Here is a 16,968-nt window from a genome sequence, read left to right on the forward strand (position 1 = left end):
GAACCGGGCCAAGGAGGGGAACATGAGCGCGAAAAAGTTTGTCGCCTTTCTGCGCGACGGGGCGGCGATGGCGACGGTGGAATTTGCGCTGGTCAGCACCGTTCTGATCCTGTTGACGCTGGGCGCCTACGAAGTCTCCAACGCGATCTCGGCCAAGCGGCATCTCAACGAAGCCGTGTATTCGGTGGCGCAAATCATCTCCGAGACGCCCAATCCGCCGGGCAGCCTCACTTACGAAGACGTGCAGATGGCCGCCGATTCCGCCATGATCGTCTTTCCCGAGGCGCTGGCGGCCAGCGCGCGCAAGGGCGCGAGTTGGTCGACGGAGGTCGGCATTACGATCTCGCATGTCGTCATGACCGCCGCCAATGCGCCTTGCGCCGCCAATTGCCAATATGTCGGCGCGGTCGCCTGGACCTGGGGCGCGCACAAGCGCCCCTGCGCGACGCCGATGACCTCCGCCGGAAGTAATGCGGCGCCGTTGACGTCGACCACCGTGCCGGACGATTCGCTCTCTCCGGGCGCGCTGACGCTGGTCGAGGCGAGCTACGCCTACCAGCCCACCGTGTTCAGCGGCCTGTTCAACTCCATCGCCATGAAAAGCGTCGCGGCGCTCAAGCCGCGCAACGTGCCGCCGTCGAGCTACATCAAATATGTGGCGGTCCCCGGCGACACCGGCGCCACAACCATTTGCAGCGGGTATTGATATGCTGAAATCCTTCGCCGCGCTCCTGCGCCAGTTTCGCCGCAACGACAGCGGCAATGTGTTCATCCTCACCGCGCTCGCCATTCTGCCGCTGGTCGGCCTCGTCGGCCTCGCCATGGATTATTCCTCGGGCCTGACGGCGCGCTCGCAGCTCGACGGCGCGCTCGACGCCGCCGTGATCAGCGCCATCGCCACCACGACCGCCGAAATCCAGAACGGCGTGGCCGCCAATACGGCGATCGCCGACGGCCAGGCCCAGGGCCTGAAGGATTTCAAAAGCAACGCCGGCAAATATGGAATCCTGGCGGGGCAAACGCCCGCCGTCACGGTCGCCGTCGACAACCAGAACATCAACGGTTCCGGCAGCTATCAGGCGACCATTCCGCTCAATTTCGGCAAGCTGTTCAACCTCGGCAGCTACAACGTCAACGGCTCGGCGCGTTCGACGCTGAAAATGCCGCAATATCTCGACTTCTATGTGATGGTGGACGTGTCGGCGTCGATGGGCGCCGCCGCCACCACCGGCGAGCAGGCGCGGCTCGCCAAGAAGAACCCGGACCAGAAAGCCGAATATCCCACCGGCTGCACGCTCGCCTGTCATTTCACCACCTACAAGGCCTGCGACGGCAAGATGTGCCAGGGCTTCATCCTGACGCGCGCGAACGGCGACATCGCATCCATCTGCAAGACGACAGGCGCCAACAGTCCCTGCATCCAGTTGCGGCTCGACGCCATCGGCGTGGCCATGACCAATCTGCTTCAGGAGGCGAAGAAAGTTTCGGTGGCCAACGCGATCAGCAATGAATTCCGCATCGGCATCTATCCGTTCATCGTCCACATGAACGGCAATTATCAGCCCATCTCCAACGACCTCACCGGCGTCGTGACCAACAAGGCCAACGGGATCCCGAGCCTGCTCGACACCGGCGATTCCACCGGCGTCAACGCCTGGGACGGGACGCATATGGGCTCGGGCGGCACCAACATCAACAATGCGCTGAACGAGATGTACAGCAAGCTGCCGACGACGCAGGGCACGGGCCTGAGCGCGAGCTCGACCAAGCCGTTTGTGTTCCTGATCACCGACGGCGCCCAGGACAACCAGATCATGTATAATTCGGCGGGAAGCTGGAGCGGCTCCAACCACGCCACCACCCTCACGCCGTCCTATTGCACGACGCTGAAGACGCGCGCGACGCTGGCGATCCTCTACGTGCCCTATGTCAAGATCACCAATCCCAACCCGAACTTCGCCGGCGACGAAGACGGCTACGCCAACAAGAACATCCCCAACATCGCGCCGTCGCTGAAGTCCTGCGCCACGCCGGGGCAATATTACACCGCCGAAACGCCGGAGGGCATCAATGCGGCGCTGCTGCAAATGTTCGCCAACGCGCTTCAGATCGCGCCGCGCCTGACCAACTGACCGGCCGCCCCCTCGCGGGGGCTTGTCCGAAAGCCGCGCAGACATTCCCCGGCGATGCGCTAGTCTGGCGCGTCCATAACAAGGGGAGGATCGTATGAAGCGTGGCGCATGGAGCGTCGTTCTGGCCGGATGCGCGGCGTTGGCCGCGCATCCCGCGTTGGCGGAAACGAAAGCCGCCAAACCGATCCGCATCTGGAACCTGACGGCCAGCACGGTGACGGATTTCCGGCTGGCCAAGCCCGGCGCGGCGGATTTTGGCCCGAATCTGACGCTCGAAGACGACGACAAGAGCATTGAGTTCGATGAACGGCTCAAGCTGCCGAAGCTCGAACCCGGCGTTTACGACGCCAAACTGACTCTTAAGGACGGCCGCTCCTGCCGGCTCGACGCGCTGACCATCGCCGCCGGCGCCGTCGTCAGCATCGAGGAAAAGGATTTGCGCGCCTGCGCCAAATGAACCGTCGGCGCGGGCCGGACAATCCGGGCCGGAAGCAGGGGAGGCCGCCATGTCGCTCAAGCTGAGAATCGATCTGCTGATCGGCCTGCTGCTTGTGCTCGGCCTCGCCGCCGACGTCGGCCGCATGGTGATGGCGGCGGGATTGCGCGTGCGCATCGAGAACGAAAGCATGACGCGCATCACCCGCGCCTTCATCGCCTCCAGTCTCGCCAACGCGCCCGAGGACGCGGCGAATGGCGAGCGGATGCAGCGCCTCGCCGCCAGCCTGACCGATCTGCGCCACGTCCAGGTGCGCTTCTCGGCGCAGCCTGAGATGGCGGCGGTCGAAGCGCCGCCGGACGAGAGCCGTCTCGCCGCGCCGCAATGGTTTTATGCGCTGGTCGGCGCCCGCCCCGAAAGCGTCGTCGTGCCGGTGCTGCGCGACGGCCGGCGCCTCGGCGCCTTCCTGATCGCGGGCGATCCCGCCGACGAGGTCAACGAGGTCTGGCAGGATGTCAAAACGCTGGGCGCCATCGGCGGGCTGATGGTGCTGGCGCTGATGCTCGGCGCCAGCGCCATTGTCGCGCGCACGCTCGCCCCGCTGGAAACCTATGGCCGCGCGCTCGGCCGGCTGCGCGACGGCGATTACGCCGTGCGGGCCGAGGCGCGCGGCTCGCCGGAATTCGTCGATCTCTGCGCCAAGCTCAACGCTTTGGCCGAGGCGCTCGCCCGGCTGTCCGACGAAAAGCGCGACCTGTTCCACCGGCTGATGAATGCGCAGGAGCAGGAGCGCAAGGCGATGGCGCATGACCTGCACGACGAGATCGGCCCGCATCTGTTCGCCCTGCGCGCCAACGCCGCCCTGCTGCGCGGCGCGGCGGAGCAGGCCGGTTTCTCCGATCTCGCGGCCCGCGCCGGCGCGATCTGCGGCCAGATCGAGACCTTGCAGGAAACCAACCGGCGGATTTTGCGGCGCCTGCGCCCGCCGGCGCTCGACGATCTCGGCGTCGGGCCGGCGCTGCGCAGCCTGGTCGAGGGCTGGCGCGAAACCCAGCCTGACGTGCGCATCGACCTTGTCCTGCCCGAAAATTTCGAGATCGCCGACCAGGACCAGCGTCTGGCGGTTTACCGCCTCGTTCAGGAGGCGCTGACCAATGTGTTCCGCCATGCCGGCGCGCATCGCGCCGAAATCGCGCTCGAACGCGACGAGGCCGGCCAGATTCGCGTGCGGGTGGACGACGATGGCGCCGGCCTCGGCCCCGACAGCGTGATCGGCCTGGGACTGGCGGGGATGCGCGAGCGCGCGCGCGGCCTCGGCGGCGAGGTCCATCTCGGCCGGGCCGCGCTCGGCGGCTGCCGGGTGGAGGCGGTCCTGCCGCCGCACGTCGCCCTTACGCGGGAACAGCCTTGAAAATCAACGCGCCCGCGAACACAGCGTAGATCAGGCTCGAACGCGCCAGCTGCGCGCCCCCAACCTTGCCGCGCCGGAACAGCAGGAACAGCCAGGCCGTGGCCAGCAGCGTGACGCTGGCGGCGAGGATCAGCGCGCCTTCGAAACGCCAGGGCGTGAAGAACAGGCCGAACGCGGTCGGAACCGTGGACTGGATCATCATGGAGCCGCTGATATTGGCCAGCGCCAGCCGCTCCTTGCCCTGCTGCACCCAGATGACCGCGTTCAGCGTCTCCGGCATTTCCGTGGCGACGGGAGACAGCAGCAGCGCCGCGAGTTGCGGCGGCAAGCCGAGGGCGGGGCCGATCACGTCGAGCTGCGCCACGAAAATCCGCGACGCCGCGAACACCACGACCAGCGCGACGCCGGATTGCAGCGCCGCCCAGAACAGGCTCGGCTGCTCGTCATGTGGCCTGAACCGCAGCGGCTCCAGACCGTCGCAATCGTGCAGCTCGCCGTCGGTCTTCAGCTCTTTCCAGACATAGAGCGCATAGCCGCCGAGGAACGCCAGGCCCAGCCAGGCCTTGCCGGGGAAATCCAGCAGGCCGGCGAGCAGGCTGCACAGGAAGATCGCCATGAACCAGCCCTGGTCGTGGCTGAGCCGGACGCAGTCGGCGTCCACCGCCGTCTTCTTCTTCACCAGCGGGTTGCGCGATCCCAGCAGGATCAGGCCGACGACCCCGTAAGCCAAAGTGCTCAACGCGAGCGGGCCGCCGAGCGCGGCGCCCACGCCAATGTCCTTTTGCGCGGGATTGTCGCCGAAGGCCACGGCGACGAGGGTGACGACGCTTTCCGGCAAGGCGGTGCCGAAGGCGGCGAGAATCGTCCCGGTCGCGGTCTGGGTGACGCTGAGGCGATGCCCCAGCCATTCCACGGCGTTCACGAACAATTCGCAGGAAAAATAAATGACGAGCGCGGAGCCCACCAGCAACAGCAGCGTGACGACCATAATACAGTCCAAGCCGGGCTGGCGCCGATGACGCCGACGCGCCCCGGCTCTTTGGGCGTCGGCGTCAAAGGTCTGGCCAGCAGTCCGGTCTGAACCGGCTCTGTTGATCGCGCCACGCCTCGATGCGGACGAGGCGATGATGTTGACGCGACCCCTCTCGTTGCGAGAGGCGGCTACTCCCCAATGACGCGGCAGCCAATAGCAAAGCTCAGGGCCGTCGGCAATGTTTTTGCGCGCCGCGCCGCCGTCGTTCTCGCGGGCGTCGCCGCCCGGCCGCCGCGGAAGCAGGCTGCTCATTATGTAAGCAAATTACATTTATATGTTTTTTGGTTGAGATTGCAATGTTATGCGAAGAATAGATGTCGCCTTCCTATATGTTGCGGAAACCGGAATGGCGTGGAATTTGCTTGGATGTGATCGCGCCCCGGAGCAACGGGGCGCGGACGGTTCGGGCCGGCCGCAGGAGATGGGACAGAGCATGGGGCGCAACATGTCGGCAAGCGGCGATGTGGACGACGATCTCGAGGATTTTTCGCATTGTTTCACCGGCGAGTGCCGGATCAACGTCCTGCCGACGCTGTACAAGGTCAGCCAGGTGATCGCCGAGAGCGAGGACCTCGAACATTCGCTCGACATTATCCTGACCATCATGCGCAAGCGGCTGAAGATAACCCGCGGCGCGGTGACGCTTTACGATCGCAGCACGGAAACCATTTCCATCCATCGCAGCTTCGGCCTCAGCGACGTTGAAAAGTCGCGCGGCGTCTATTCGCCGGGCGAGGGCATCACCGGCGAAGTGGTCGAATCCGGCGTGCCGATCATGGCGCCGCATATCGCCGACGATTCCCGGTTCCTCGACCGCACCAAGGCGCATGGCGACGGCGCCGGCCTCAACGCCTCGTTCTTCTGCGTGCCGATCACCCACGCCAAGAAAGTGCTGGGCGCCATTTCGGCGGAGCGCGTCTATCACAACCGCAACCTGCTCAAGCAGGACATGGAGCTGATGGCGACGCTCGGCTCGATGATTGCGCCGGCGGTCGAACTCTACATGCTCGAAAACGTCGATAAGGTGCGGCTCGAAAACGAGAACCGCCGCCTGCGCAGCGAGCTGAAGCAGAAATACAAGCCGGAAAACATCATCGGCAATTCCAAGCCGATGCAGGACATCTACCAGCTGATCGAGAAGGTCTCGGCCACCAAGGCGACCGTGCTGGTGCTGGGCGAGAGCGGCGTCGGCAAGGAGCTGGTCGCCAGCGCTATCCACTACAGCAGCCCCGCCGCCGACGGTCCGTTTGTGGTGTTCAATTGCGCGGCCCTGCCGGAAAGCATTGTCGAAAGCGAATTGTTCGGCCACGAGAAGGGCGCGTTCACCGGCGCCGTCGCGCAGCGCAAGGGCCGGTTCGAAATGGCCGACGGCGGCACGATCTTCCTCGACGAGGTCGGCGAACTCAGCCTGCCGTTGCAGGCGAAACTTTTGCGCGTATTGCAGCAGAAAACTTTTGAACGCGTCGGCGGCTCGAAGCCGGTGCGGGTCGATCTGCGCATCATCGCGGCCACCAACCGCGACCTGCCCGACATGATCGCCAAGGGCAATTTCCGCGAGGATTTGTTCTATCGGCTCAACGTCTTCCCGATCACGATTCCGCCGCTGCGCGAACGCTCCAGCGACGTCATCCTGCTGGCCGATCATTTCGTGATGAAAAGCGCGCAGGAAATGAGCAAGGAGGTCAAGCGCATTTCCACGCCCGCGCTCAACATGCTGATGGCGTACCATTGGCCGGGCAATGTGCGCGAGCTGGAGAACGTCATTGAGCGCGCGGTGATCCTCGCCGACGACGGCGTGATCCACGGCTATAACCTGCCGCCGTCGCTGCAGACGTCGGCCGAAACGGGCGCCAGCTTCGGCTGCGGGCTGGAGGCGAAAATCCAGGCGGTCGAATATGAGATGATCGTCGAGGCGCTGAAGAACCACAACGGCAACACGACGGAAGCCGCCAAGGAGCTGGGTCTCACCCGCCGCATCCTCGGGCTGCGCATGGAAAAATACAACATCAACTACAAAACGTACCGCCGCAGCGCGGCCGGCGAAACCGGATCGCATTCCTGACGCGGATTTGCGTCGCTATTGGATTGGAGCGTGACATGGCGGACTTGACCGACCAACAGTTTTTCAACCTGCTGCTCGCCGACATCGCCATGGCCGGCGCGATCCAGGCGGTGCAGGGCGCGTTTGTCGCGCCGGACGATTACCAGCCCGGGCTGATCCGCACCGGATGGATCGCGGCCCATGCCGACGCAATGTTGCAGCGCCGGGTGTTCGCCCTGGCCAACGCCGGGCTGGCCTCGTTGCAAGGCGTCGACGCCGCGCAATTGGTGCGGGCCGCCGAGACATATGGCGTGCCGATCGACGCCGCGCTGGCGGAAAAAATCGAGGTGTTTTTCACGGGCAAGCGCCAGGCGGTCCTGCGCTATCGCAGCTAGCGCGCGTTGGCTCTCTCTCGCAAGGCCGCGAACGCTTCGCAGCCGTATTTGAGCGCGGAATGCGCCAGAATGGCGGCGGCGCCGAGCGGGCTGGCGGGATAGAACCCCTCGTGCAGCATGACGCGTTTCACGCCGAATTGCTGCTTGTAGCTTTCGTTGCCGATGGTGAAGTCGAAATAGCGGTCGCCAAGGTCGATGCGCCGGCGGATCATCTGATCGAGGGCGACAATGCCGGCGGCGCCGCCGTCGAGCGTGGCGTCGAAGCCGTGCATGATCAGCAGATAGCCGCGCGGGCCGCGCAAGGCCAGATGCGTCGCCAGAATCCGCTCGCCGGCCTTGAGCGCCCAGATTTCCGCCAGCGTGTTGAGATGGCCGTGGATCACTGCGCGGTAGAACGCCAGGAAGCAGGGGTGATCGAGGTTGTTGTCGGCGCCGAAGCGCGCGCCGCGCTGGCGCCGCAACGCCTCCAGATAGGCGTCGGCGGTCTCGGTCGCGCGCGCCGGCTCCAGCTGGAAATCGCCGGCCTTTTCCCGCAGCCGCCGCGTCTTGCGCCGGTTCTCCTTCCGCGTCTTGGCGGAGAGGATGTGGTCCTCGTAATCCGGCGCCGTTTCGGGTAGTTCGAGCATCCAGGCGCCGAGGTCCATCGGGCGCAGCCAGCCCAGCCGCGCGAAGGCGATGGCGCGCCCGAGGATGCGCTCGGGCACCCGCTCGAAACGAATGAGATCGGCGGCGGGCAGGGCGCTCAGGATGCGCGGCCAGAGCCGATCAAGCTCCGCCCGGCTCGGCTCGAACCCCTGCGCCAGCAGCGGCGCATTGTAGTCGGAGACGCCGAAGCCGGCGAATTGGATCAGCCTCAGGCCGCGCCAACGGCGCAGGCACAGCGGCAGAAACAGCAGCGGCCGCCCGGTGGCGGCGTCGCGCACGGTGACGAACACGGGCCGCGCGCCATGGCGCGGCGCGACGATTTCGTACCACGGCGCCAGCCAGGCCAGCCGCTGAAACGGCAAGGCTTCGTCGTCCAGTTCCGCCCATTGCGGACGCGCCTGGTCAAGCGAATCACAAACTTCCACCGAAAAACGGCGGGAGGCTCGCGCCCTTCCGCCCGCGCCGCGTTCAGCCGACAAGACCATCGGCCTCGCCATCGCCGCGTCGCGTCCTGCGCCAACCCGTTCCGGTGCGAGATCGTCCAGGCCGCAATCCTGAATTGTTCTCGGTCGACATGGACGCCTCCGGCGCTGCGCGAATAAATAGATCGTCCTGACGGAGCGGCGCGGCCGCCGCAGGACTGTTCCGATAATGAATGTTACGGCGAGAAGGCCATGAAAAAGTATAAGATCAGCTAAACTGGCCGCGCCTTTTTCGTCGGAGGCGGGCGCGCGAAAAGGCGAAAAGGAAAGGGCGCGACACGCGCGCCCGTCAGTAGGGAAGATCGGCGGCCGGGTTCACATCGGCGTAATGCCGTGCTCCTCGTAGATCGCTTCCTGCGCCTTCTTGAATTCGCTCATGGAAAATTCGTAACCGGCTTCGTGGATTGCGGCCCAACTGGCGGTTTCGTCCTCCGCAAGCTCGTTCATTTTCTTGCGGAAATCTTCGTCCGAGCGCATGCGCTTGATATAGGCGACAGCGGATTCGACTGACATGTGAGCGCTCCAAACGCGCGGGGCCGCGCCAGGCGTCAGCGGCTTTGCGCCGCCCCGCGAAAAGGGGAATTTTTCGGCCCGAACCGTGAGGTCCGGGCCGTCCGGCCTCAGGCCTGGGTGGCGGACTTGCCGACCTGGGTCTCGTCGATGGTCGGCATGATGCCGTGCTCCATCAGCAGATCTTCCAGCTCGTCCATGGTGATCGGGGTCGGGATGATGCCGTTGCCGGCGTTGTTGTGCACCTTGTGGGCCAGCGTGCGATATTCGCCGGCCTGCTTGCAGTCGGGGGCGTATTCGACCACCGTCATGCGGCGCAGTTCGGCGTGCTGCACGATATTGTCGCGCGGCACGAAGTGGATCAGCTTGCAGCCCAGCTTGCCGGCGAGGGATTCGGCCAGATCATATTCCTTGTCGGTCTTGCGCTCGTTGCAGACCAGCCCGCCCAGGCGCACGCCGCCGGCGTTGGCGTATTTCAGAATGCCCTTGGAGATGTTGTTGGCCGCATACATGGCCATCATCTCGCCGGACATGACAATGTAGATTTCCTGGGCCTTGTTCTCGCGGATCGGCATGGCGAAACCGCCGCAGACCACGTCGCCGAGCACGTCGTAGGACACATAGTCCACGTCGTCATAGGCGCCGTTTTCTTCGAGGAAGTTGATGGCGGTGATGACGCCGCGGCCGGCGCAGCCCACGCCCGGCTCGGGACCGCCGGACTCAACGCACTTGATGTTGCCGAAGCCGACCTTCAGCACGTCTTCGAGTTCGAGGTCTTCCACCGAACCGGCTTCGGCGGCGAGCGACAGGATGGTGTCCTGCGCCTTGGCGTGCAGGATCAGACGGGTGGAGTCCGCCTTGGGATCGCAGCCGACGATCAGGATCTTCTGGCCGAGTTCGGTGAGGGCGGCCAGAGTGTTTTGCGAGGTGGTGGACTTACCGATACCACCCTTGCCATAGAAGGCGACTTGGCGAAGAGACATGCTTGCTCCTTGTTGCGGGTTTAAAGTTGCTTCGCTTCTTCGAGCGCAGCGGTCTGATCGGGCTGCGGCGCTTGAACCAATTCGATCCGGTAGCCATCGGGATCGGCGATGAAGGCGACGATGTTCTCGCCATGTCTTTGCGCGCGAGGGGGGCGGGGCATGGAGACGCCCGCCGCCGCCAGGCGGTCGCAAAGACGCATGATGTCGTTGACCTGGATGGCGATGTGGCCGAAGGCGTCGCCGGCGACATAGGCCTCCTCGCGCTGCCAGTTCTGCACCAGTTCGAGCGTCATGCCGCCAAAGCCGGCGGCATAGCCGAGATAGGCCTGCGAGAACTGGTTCTTCTTGTGCTCGCGGCGCTCCAGCACGCGCATGCCGAGCTGCTGCGTATAGAAGGCGATGGAGCGGTCGAGATCGGCGACGCGCAGCATGGCGTGCATCAGCGCGAATTCGCCGGCGTCGAGTGTCGCATCCTCGGCGGCGGCTTTCTTGGCGGCGTAAAGCTCGGCCAGGGCTTCATCCACGCTCTTGCCGGCGTAGAAATTGGTGGCCTCGACGCCGATCTGCGCCAGCGCCTCCTGCGGCGCGGCGCCGACCTTGGCGACCAGCAGAACCTGGCAGTCGGCGATCATGCGATAGATGGTCTGGCGCGGGTCCTCATCTTCGTTGAGGGCGTGCTCCGCGATGGCGCGCGCCGCGACGAGCCGCGCGCCCTGCGCATCCACGTCATAGACAGAGAAGACTTCGGCATGGCCGAAATGCAGATCGACGCGCGCGCCTTCCTTGGTGGCGACGGCCACGCGCAACCGCAGGCCTGGCGCGGTCCCGGCTTTCGTTTCCGGTTGGTGTTCGAGCACGGCGTCCAGCATGACTTACCTCGCTTGGGGATCGGTCACAGCAGTTGCAACGACCGTGCCAAGAATAATTTGCTGGGATTCGCTGTGTTCTGGGGCGTGTATTCCGTTGTTGCGTACAGAATGAAAGAAATTCGTACCGATCTGTGCGCCAGCCGTTCCTGACGGAAATGTCGTCAGCCTCTGGATTCTTACGCTCGCGAACGAACGCGCGGTCGGGGCTCAACTGGGCTGCTGGGGTGAAAACAATTTAAATAATTGAAAAACAAAACAAAAGATAGATAAGGCTCTGTCAAGCTATGTAACTTGACTAAAGCGCGAACGACTTGGCACGCTTCCTGCGATCATAGGTTCCGACGGCGCCGGAGCCAGTCCGACCCAATCCGGGCGCCGCACCCAGGACAAGTGAATTTTCAAGCTCGCACCTCGTGAGGAGGATAGCTCATGCCTATGGTTCTGCTGGAATGCGACAAGGACATTCCGGAACGCTCGAAGCACATTTACTTGAAGGTGGAGGGCGAGGATCAGCGCGATTTCCTGCCGATCTCCAACGCCGCCACCATCCCCGGAACTTTGTCTGAACGCGGCTGCGCCTTCTGCGGCGCCAAGCTGGTCATCGGCGGCGTCCTCAAGGACACGATCCAGATGATTCACGGCCCGATCGGCTGCGCCTACGACACCTGGCACACCAAGCGCTATCCGACCGACAACGGCCACTTCAACATGAAGTACGTCTGGTCGACGGACATGAAGGAAAGCCACATCGTGTTCGGCGGCGAGAAGCGCCTCGAAAAGTCGATCAACGAAGCCTTCGACGAAATGCCCGACATCAAGCGCATGTTCGTCTATACGACGTGCCCGACGGCGCTGATCGGCGACGACATCAAGGCGGTCGCCAAGAAGGTGATGTCCGAGCGCCCCGACGTCGATATCTTCTGCTGCGAATGCCCCGGCTTCGCCGGCGTGTCCCAGTCCAAGGGCCACCATGTTCTCAACATCAACTGGATCAACGAGAAGGTCGGCGCGGTCGAGCCCGAGATCACCTCGGACTACACCATCAACTTCATCGGCGACTACAACATCCAGGGCGACACCCAGCTGCTGCAGACCTACTGGGATCGCCTGGGCATCCAGGTCATCGCCCACTTCACCGGCAACGCGGCCTATGACGAATTGCGCTCCATGCACAAGGCGCAGCTCAACGTGGTCAACTGCGCCCGCTCGGCCGGCTACATCGCCAACGAGTTGAAGAAGCAATACGGCATCCCCCGCCTCGACATCGACAGCTGGGGCTTCTCCTACATGGCCGAAGGCATCCGCAAGGTCTGCGCCTTCTTCGGCATCGAGGAGCGCGGCGAGAAACTCATCGCCGAGGAATACGCCAAGTGGAAGCCCCAGCTCGATTGGTACAAGGAGCGGCTGCAAGGCACGAAAATGGCGATCTGGACCGGCGGCCCGCGTCTGTGGCACTGGACCAAATCGGTGGAGGACGATCTCGGCGTGCAGGTCGTGGCGATGTCCTCGAAATTCGGCCATCAGGAAGATTTCGAGAAGGTCATCGCCCGCGGCCAGGCCGGCACCTATTACATCGATGACGGCAACGAGCTGGAGTTTTTCGAGATCATCGACCTTGTCAAGCCGGACGTCATCTTCACCGGCCCGCGCGTCGGCGAACTCGTGAAGAAACTGCATATCCCCTATGTCAACGGCCACGCGTACCACAATGGTCCGTACATGGGCTTCGAGGGCTTCGTGAACCTCGCGCGCGACATGTACAACGCCAAGGCCAATCCGCTTCTGAAACTCGCCGCCAAGGACATTCGCGGCGGCAAGACCCAGTTCATGGAGGCTGCGGAATGAGCGAGCAACAGGTCAAGGAACTCTTCGATTATTGCCAGGTGCGCTACCTCTGGCAGTTCTTCTCCCGGTCGTGGGACCGCGAGGAAAACATCGAAGGCATTTTGAACGCGGCCAACGACATGTTCCGGGGCCGGGTCATCAAGAAGAGCACGCCGATGGAGCGGCTGTTCTACGCCGACGCCAAGGAAATGGTGAAGGACTTCCGCGAGAACTTCCCGTGGATCGAGCAGACCGAGCCGGCCAAGATCAGCGAACTGCTCGACGGCCTCAAGGCCATGCTGCGTGAATACACCATCACGAAGTCCCTGAACCACGAGCTGAATCACTCGCTCTATTGATCGCGACAGCCGCCGCTCGATTTTACGCATCAGCTTGTCCGAAAAGTCTGCAACTTTTCGGGCCGATGCGACCGAGCGGCGGCCCCCCAACCCCATTCACAAAGGAGCGCCCCGATGGGCTGCGAAATCACGACGCGCGACCGCGCTGGCGTCATCAATCCCATGTACGATTGCCAGCCCGCTGGCGCGCAATACGCCGGCATCGGCCTCAAGGACGCCATCCCGCTGGTGCACGGCGGCCAGGGCTGCAGCATGTTCGTCCGCCTGCTGTTCGCCCAGCACTTCAAGGAAAACTTCGACGTCGCCTCGACCTCGCTGCATGAGGATTCCGCGGTGTTCGGCGGCCACATGCGCATCCAGGAGGGCCTGCTGACCCTGGCGCGCCGCTATCCCAAGCTGCGCATCATTCCGGTCATCACCACCTGCTCGACCGAAGTCATCGGCGATGACGTCGAGGGCAACATCAAATACGCCAAGGACCAGATCGAGAAGGAATTCCCCGGCCGCGAAATCTACATCTACGCGGTGCATACGCCGAGCTTCAAGTCGAGCCAGGTCGGCGGCTACACCGAGTGCATGTTGTCCACCTGGAAGGACATCGCCAAGCAAAAAGCCGAGCCGACCGGCAAGGTCAACATCTTTCCGGGCTGGGTCAATCCCGGCGACGTGGTGCTGCTCAAGCACTACCTGAAAGAGTTCGGCGTCGAAGGCGACATCTTCATGGACACCGAAGATTTCGACTCGCCGATGCTGCCCGACAAGTCGATCCACACCCACGGTCGCACCTCGGTCGAGGACATCAAGGCCTCCACCGGCGCGCTGGCGTCGATCTCGCTCGCCCGCTACGAGGCGGCCTCCACGGTGGACTATCTGAAGAACTCGTTCGGCGTTCCCGGCCATCAGATCTCGGCCCCGTACGGCATCGCCAATACGGACGCGCTGCTGCAAAAAATCTCCGAGATCACCGGCAAGCCGATCCCGGACTCGCTGGTCCACGAGCGCGGCATCGCCCTCGACGCGCTGCAGGATCTGGCGCACATGTTCTTCGCCAACAAGAAGGTGGCGCTGTTCGGCCATCCCGATCTGGTGATCGGCCTCGCCGAATTCTGCATGGAGGTCGAGCTTGAGCCGACCCTGCTGCTGCTCGGCGACGACAACACCCGCTACAAGAAGGACCCGCGCATCCTGGCGATGAAGGACAAGGTCGCCTGGGACATGGAGGTCGTCTGCAACGCCGACCTTTGGGAGCTGGAGAAGCGCGTCAAGGATCCGGCGAAGAAGTTCGACCTGATCCTCGGCCATTCCAAGGGTCGCTATGTCGCCATCGACGCCAAAATCCCGATGGCGCGCGTTGGCTTCCCGACCTTCGACCGCGCCGGCCTCTATCGCCACCCGACCATGGGCTATCGCGGCGCCATGCTGCTCGGCGAGCAGATCGCCAACGCCATGTTCACGCATATGGAATATACGCGCGAGCGCGAATGGCTGCTCAACACCTGGTGAGAATGGTTCGCACAGGCGCGTGATGATCTTCCGAGCCTGTGCCCACATGGCGCGTCGCCGTTCCAACCGTCGCGCTGTGACTCCCTCTCCCCGCATAGCCCGTTGTAAGACGGGCGTCCTAACGGACGCCCTATGCGGGGAGAGGGGAACAAGCGCCGCGCTTCATTGAGGTTCGATCATGGGATTCACGTCAAAACTCTTCGCCAACCCGGATTTCGGCTGGTCGAACAAGGTGCGCCCGCCCGAACACCGCCAGATCGAACTCTACACCAAGCCGCGCCTGCTCACGTTCGACGAGCCGCCCTTGCCGGAGGAGGCGCCGCTGGAGCGCATCGCGGCGGTCGCCCGCGCCGCCATCGTGTTCGAGGCGACGCTAGACGGTCTCTATCCGACGGATCTCTCCCTCACCTCCTGGGCGCGCGCGAAAGATCTGCCGAAAACCACACCGCTGGAAAAGGTCGTCGTTCAGCTGCATCGCGTCACGCGCCTGCTCCGGCTGATCGCCTTTCACCCGCACGGCCAGGTGGAGATGCGCAATGGCGTGATCTGCATGGGCGGCGTGATCGGCAAGGAAGTTTATTATTTCGACATCACCAGCGCCGGCCTCGACCTGATCGAGACCATGGTCGCCTACTGGTTCTTCGCCCGCGACAGCGTTTATCCCGAGGCCTATGTCGAATGGGTCTTCGCCGAAATGTTCTTCGATCTCGGCGGCGAAATCCGGCGCTATTCCGACGAGGGTCGCACCCTCTACCAGTTCCGGCGCCAGGGCGATTTCAACCGCCATTTCCGCTTCGACTGCGACAATCCGAAATCGACCTTCGAGGCCGATCACGTCCGCATCGACATCCCCGCGCCCTATCGCGACAGCGCGCGCTACGCCATCGATTTCTACGCCGTGCTGCATGACGTGCTGCACATCATTCCGGTTGAGGCGCTGAAGGACGGCAAGATCGCCAACGCCGACCTGCCGAAATGGGAAGCGCGCGTGCGAAAAGATCCCATGTCGCTGCCGGCGGCGTTCCGGCAAAAATTCGGGCGACTGAAGCCCAGTATCAACCAGCCGATGACGTGAGCGTGTTCGGTGAACCCGCGTTCAACGAACAGGCTCACGTTTTTTGCTCGACGCGTTTTCTTCACGCGAACCGCAATCCGCTTCGCTTGAAAACGCTTTGACAAGGAGATCGACACATGGACAGCCCGCATCTGCGCATCGCCATCACCACGGACAGCCTGACCAATCTCGACGCGCCATTCGTCGCGGCGAAAAATTTCGTCGTCTATGACGTCTCCGCCGACGAGTCCGAATTCATCGACGCGCTGCAATTCGTCCGCCGCGCCAAGGGCAAGGCGGCCGGCGGGGGCCGCGAGGCCAATGGCGGCCGCTGCGTGATGGAGGACATGGAGAACGACGACGGCACGGGCCACGATCCCTTGACCGAGCGCGTCGATGCGCTCGACGGCGTGTCGATCCTGTTCACCATGGGCCTGTCGGATCTCGCCGCCGTGCGCGTGCAGCAGTTAAAAGTTTTCCCGGTGAAGTCGGAGCGCCACCGCGCCATCGACGACGTCATCGCGCAGGTGCAAGCGATGCTGGCGGGCGTTCAGCCGCTGTGGATGCGCCGCGCCATCGCCCGCCGCACCGGCGCGGAACTGGCCGAGCAATACGCGTATTAAGGGGCCTAACTCCCTCTCCCCGAACGCAAATCGGGTGTTCCCGATTTGCGCATCCCAAGTGACGAAGTCGGCGACAGCCGACTTCGTTGCGGGGAGAGGGAACAGATTCGTCCCGACCTCACAGACGCCGGACAAATTCCGCAGGATCTGGGTTCGGCAGCGGCGGATAGGGCTTGGCGGCGGTTCCAACATAAAGGAACCCGACGATGCGGTCGCGCGGCCCCAGGCCGAGCAGACCCGGAAGATTGTCGTCATGCATCGGCCAGCCCGAGCGCCACACGCCCGCGAACCCTTGCGCGAACGCCGCCATCTGCATCGCCATCACGGCGCAGCCGGCGGCCAACTGCTGGTCGAACAGCGGCGCCAGCTTGCTCTCCCGCGCCCGCGCCGCCACCACGATCACCAGCGGCGCGCGTAGCGGCATTTTCGGCGCCCGCTCGATGTCTTCCTGCGGGCGCCCGGAGGCCTGCGCCGCCTGCCGCATCAGCGCGCCCAGCCGTTCGCGGCCCTCGCCTTCGGCGATCAGAAACGCGAACGGCTTCAGATTGAGAAAATCCGGGACGCGAAGCGCCGCGCGCAAGATCACGTCCAATTGCTCGGCGTCGGGTCCAGGCTCCTGCAAGGCGTGCATCGACTGGCGGGTCAGCAGAAGTTTTAAGGCGTCCATT

The 16,968-nt window shown here is 63.8% G+C and carries 17 protein-coding genes and 1 riboswitch; of the genes, 11 read left to right on the plus strand and 6 right to left on the minus strand.

Going from position 1 to position 16,968, the window contains the following annotated elements:
• Positions 1-22 precede the first annotated feature (22 nt).
• The 4 genes from CFB24_RS09455 (at position 23) to CFB24_RS09470 (ending at position 3,979) form a co-directional block, all read left to right on the plus strand.
• Entirely contained in the window at positions 23-706 is a 684-nt protein-coding gene (locus tag CFB24_RS09455; RefSeq protein WP_088520353.1) for a TadE/TadG family type IV pilus assembly protein, read from the plus strand.
• A 1-nt stretch (position 707) separates the two neighbouring features.
• Positions 708-2,132: a TadE/TadG family type IV pilus assembly protein gene (locus CFB24_RS09460; RefSeq protein ID WP_158255185.1), complete on the plus strand. Its 1,425-nt coding sequence runs from the start codon at positions 708-710 to the stop codon at positions 2,130-2,132.
• A 94-nt stretch (positions 2,133-2,226) separates the two neighbouring features.
• Positions 2,227-2,589: a hypothetical protein gene (locus CFB24_RS09465; RefSeq protein ID WP_088520355.1), complete on the plus strand. Its 363-nt coding sequence runs from the start codon at positions 2,227-2,229 to the stop codon at positions 2,587-2,589.
• Positions 2,590-2,638: 49 nt separating this feature from the next.
• Positions 2,639-3,979: an ATP-binding protein gene (locus CFB24_RS09470; protein WP_088520356.1), complete on the plus strand. Its 1,341-nt coding sequence runs from the start codon at positions 2,639-2,641 to the stop codon at positions 3,977-3,979.
• Here CFB24_RS09470 and CFB24_RS09475 read toward each other — a convergent pair.
• Positions 3,960-4,967, minus strand: a complete 1,008-nt coding sequence (locus CFB24_RS09475; protein ID WP_088520357.1) for a sodium:calcium antiporter — start codon at positions 4,965-4,967, stop codon at positions 3,960-3,962. The genes CFB24_RS09470 and CFB24_RS09475 overlap by 20 nt on opposite strands.
• Positions 4,968-5,030: 63 nt before the next feature.
• A riboswitch (yybP-ykoY riboswitch) is annotated at positions 5,031-5,162 on the minus strand.
• A gap of 283 nt (positions 5,163-5,445) precedes the next feature.
• Between CFB24_RS09475 and CFB24_RS09480 the strand changes: the two genes are divergently transcribed.
• Together CFB24_RS09480 and CFB24_RS09485 are read left to right on the plus strand one after the other, a co-directional pair.
• Positions 5,446-7,074, plus strand: a complete 1,629-nt coding sequence (locus tag CFB24_RS09480) for a sigma-54-dependent Fis family transcriptional regulator (RefSeq protein ID WP_088520358.1) — start codon at positions 5,446-5,448, stop codon at positions 7,072-7,074.
• Positions 7,075-7,109: 35 nt separating this feature from the next.
• Complete coding sequence (locus tag CFB24_RS09485; RefSeq protein WP_088520359.1) at positions 7,110-7,448, plus strand: hypothetical protein; 339 nt, start codon at positions 7,110-7,112, stop codon at positions 7,446-7,448.
• Here CFB24_RS09485 and CFB24_RS09490 read toward each other — a convergent pair.
• The 4 genes from CFB24_RS09490 to gloA all read right to left on the minus strand — a co-directional run bounded on the left by CFB24_RS09490 (position 7,445) and on the right by gloA (position 10,937).
• A complete protein-coding gene (locus tag CFB24_RS09490) occupies positions 7,445-8,578 on the minus strand; it encodes a GNAT family N-acetyltransferase (protein WP_210190739.1) in 1,134 nt (377 codons plus the stop codon). The genes CFB24_RS09485 and CFB24_RS09490 overlap by 4 nt on opposite strands.
• A 312-nt stretch (positions 8,579-8,890) precedes the next feature.
• The gene (locus tag CFB24_RS09495; RefSeq protein ID WP_088520361.1) at positions 8,891-9,088 is read right to left on the minus strand and encodes a Nif11-like leader peptide family natural product precursor; all 198 of its coding nucleotides are present in this window, start codon (positions 9,086-9,088) and stop codon (positions 8,891-8,893) included.
• A gap of 107 nt (positions 9,089-9,195) precedes the next feature.
• On the minus strand, positions 9,196-10,068 hold the full coding sequence (gene nifH / locus CFB24_RS09500; RefSeq protein ID WP_088520362.1) for a nitrogenase iron protein: 873 nt from the start codon (positions 10,066-10,068) through the stop codon (positions 9,196-9,198).
• A 20-nt stretch (positions 10,069-10,088) separates the two neighbouring features.
• Positions 10,089-10,937 (minus strand): lactoylglutathione lyase, encoded by an 849-nt coding sequence (gene gloA / locus CFB24_RS09505; protein ID WP_088520363.1) that lies wholly within the window; start codon positions 10,935-10,937, stop codon positions 10,089-10,091.
• Between the two features lie 429 nt (positions 10,938-11,366).
• On the opposite strand from gloA, the gene vnfD reads away from it, so the two are divergent.
• The 5 genes from vnfD (at position 11,367) to CFB24_RS09530 (ending at position 16,300) form a co-directional block, all read left to right on the plus strand.
• Positions 11,367-12,782: a nitrogenase vanadium-iron protein, alpha chain gene (gene vnfD, locus CFB24_RS09510; protein ID WP_088520364.1), complete on the plus strand. Its 1,416-nt coding sequence runs from the start codon at positions 11,367-11,369 to the stop codon at positions 12,780-12,782.
• Entirely contained in the window at positions 12,779-13,120 is a 342-nt protein-coding gene (vnfG, locus tag CFB24_RS09515; RefSeq protein WP_088520365.1) for a V-containing nitrogenase subunit delta, read from the plus strand. The genes vnfD and vnfG overlap by 4 nt, the downstream gene beginning before the upstream one ends.
• Before the next feature lie 114 nt (positions 13,121-13,234).
• Positions 13,235-14,623, plus strand: coding sequence for a nitrogenase component 1 (locus CFB24_RS09520; protein WP_088520366.1), 1,389 nt, complete (start codon positions 13,235-13,237; stop codon positions 14,621-14,623).
• A 178-nt stretch (positions 14,624-14,801) separates the two neighbouring features.
• Positions 14,802-15,698: a hypothetical protein gene (locus CFB24_RS09525; protein ID WP_088520367.1), complete on the plus strand. Its 897-nt coding sequence runs from the start codon at positions 14,802-14,804 to the stop codon at positions 15,696-15,698.
• Positions 15,699-15,814: 116 nt separating this feature from the next.
• On the plus strand, positions 15,815-16,300 hold the full coding sequence (locus CFB24_RS09530) for a NifB/NifX family molybdenum-iron cluster-binding protein (protein WP_088520368.1): 486 nt from the start codon (positions 15,815-15,817) through the stop codon (positions 16,298-16,300).
• Between the two features lie 118 nt (positions 16,301-16,418).
• Here the strand turns inward: CFB24_RS09530 and CFB24_RS09535 are convergent, their stop codons facing one another.
• The gene (locus CFB24_RS09535; RefSeq protein WP_088520369.1) at positions 16,419-16,967 is read right to left on the minus strand and encodes an NAD(P)H nitroreductase; all 549 of its coding nucleotides are present in this window, start codon (positions 16,965-16,967) and stop codon (positions 16,419-16,421) included.
• Position 16,968: the final 1 nt, after the last annotated feature.

The organism is Rhodoblastus acidophilus (assembly GCF_900187365.1).
Taxonomy (GTDB): Bacteria; Pseudomonadota; Alphaproteobacteria; order Rhizobiales; family Beijerinckiaceae; genus Rhodoblastus; species Rhodoblastus acidophilus.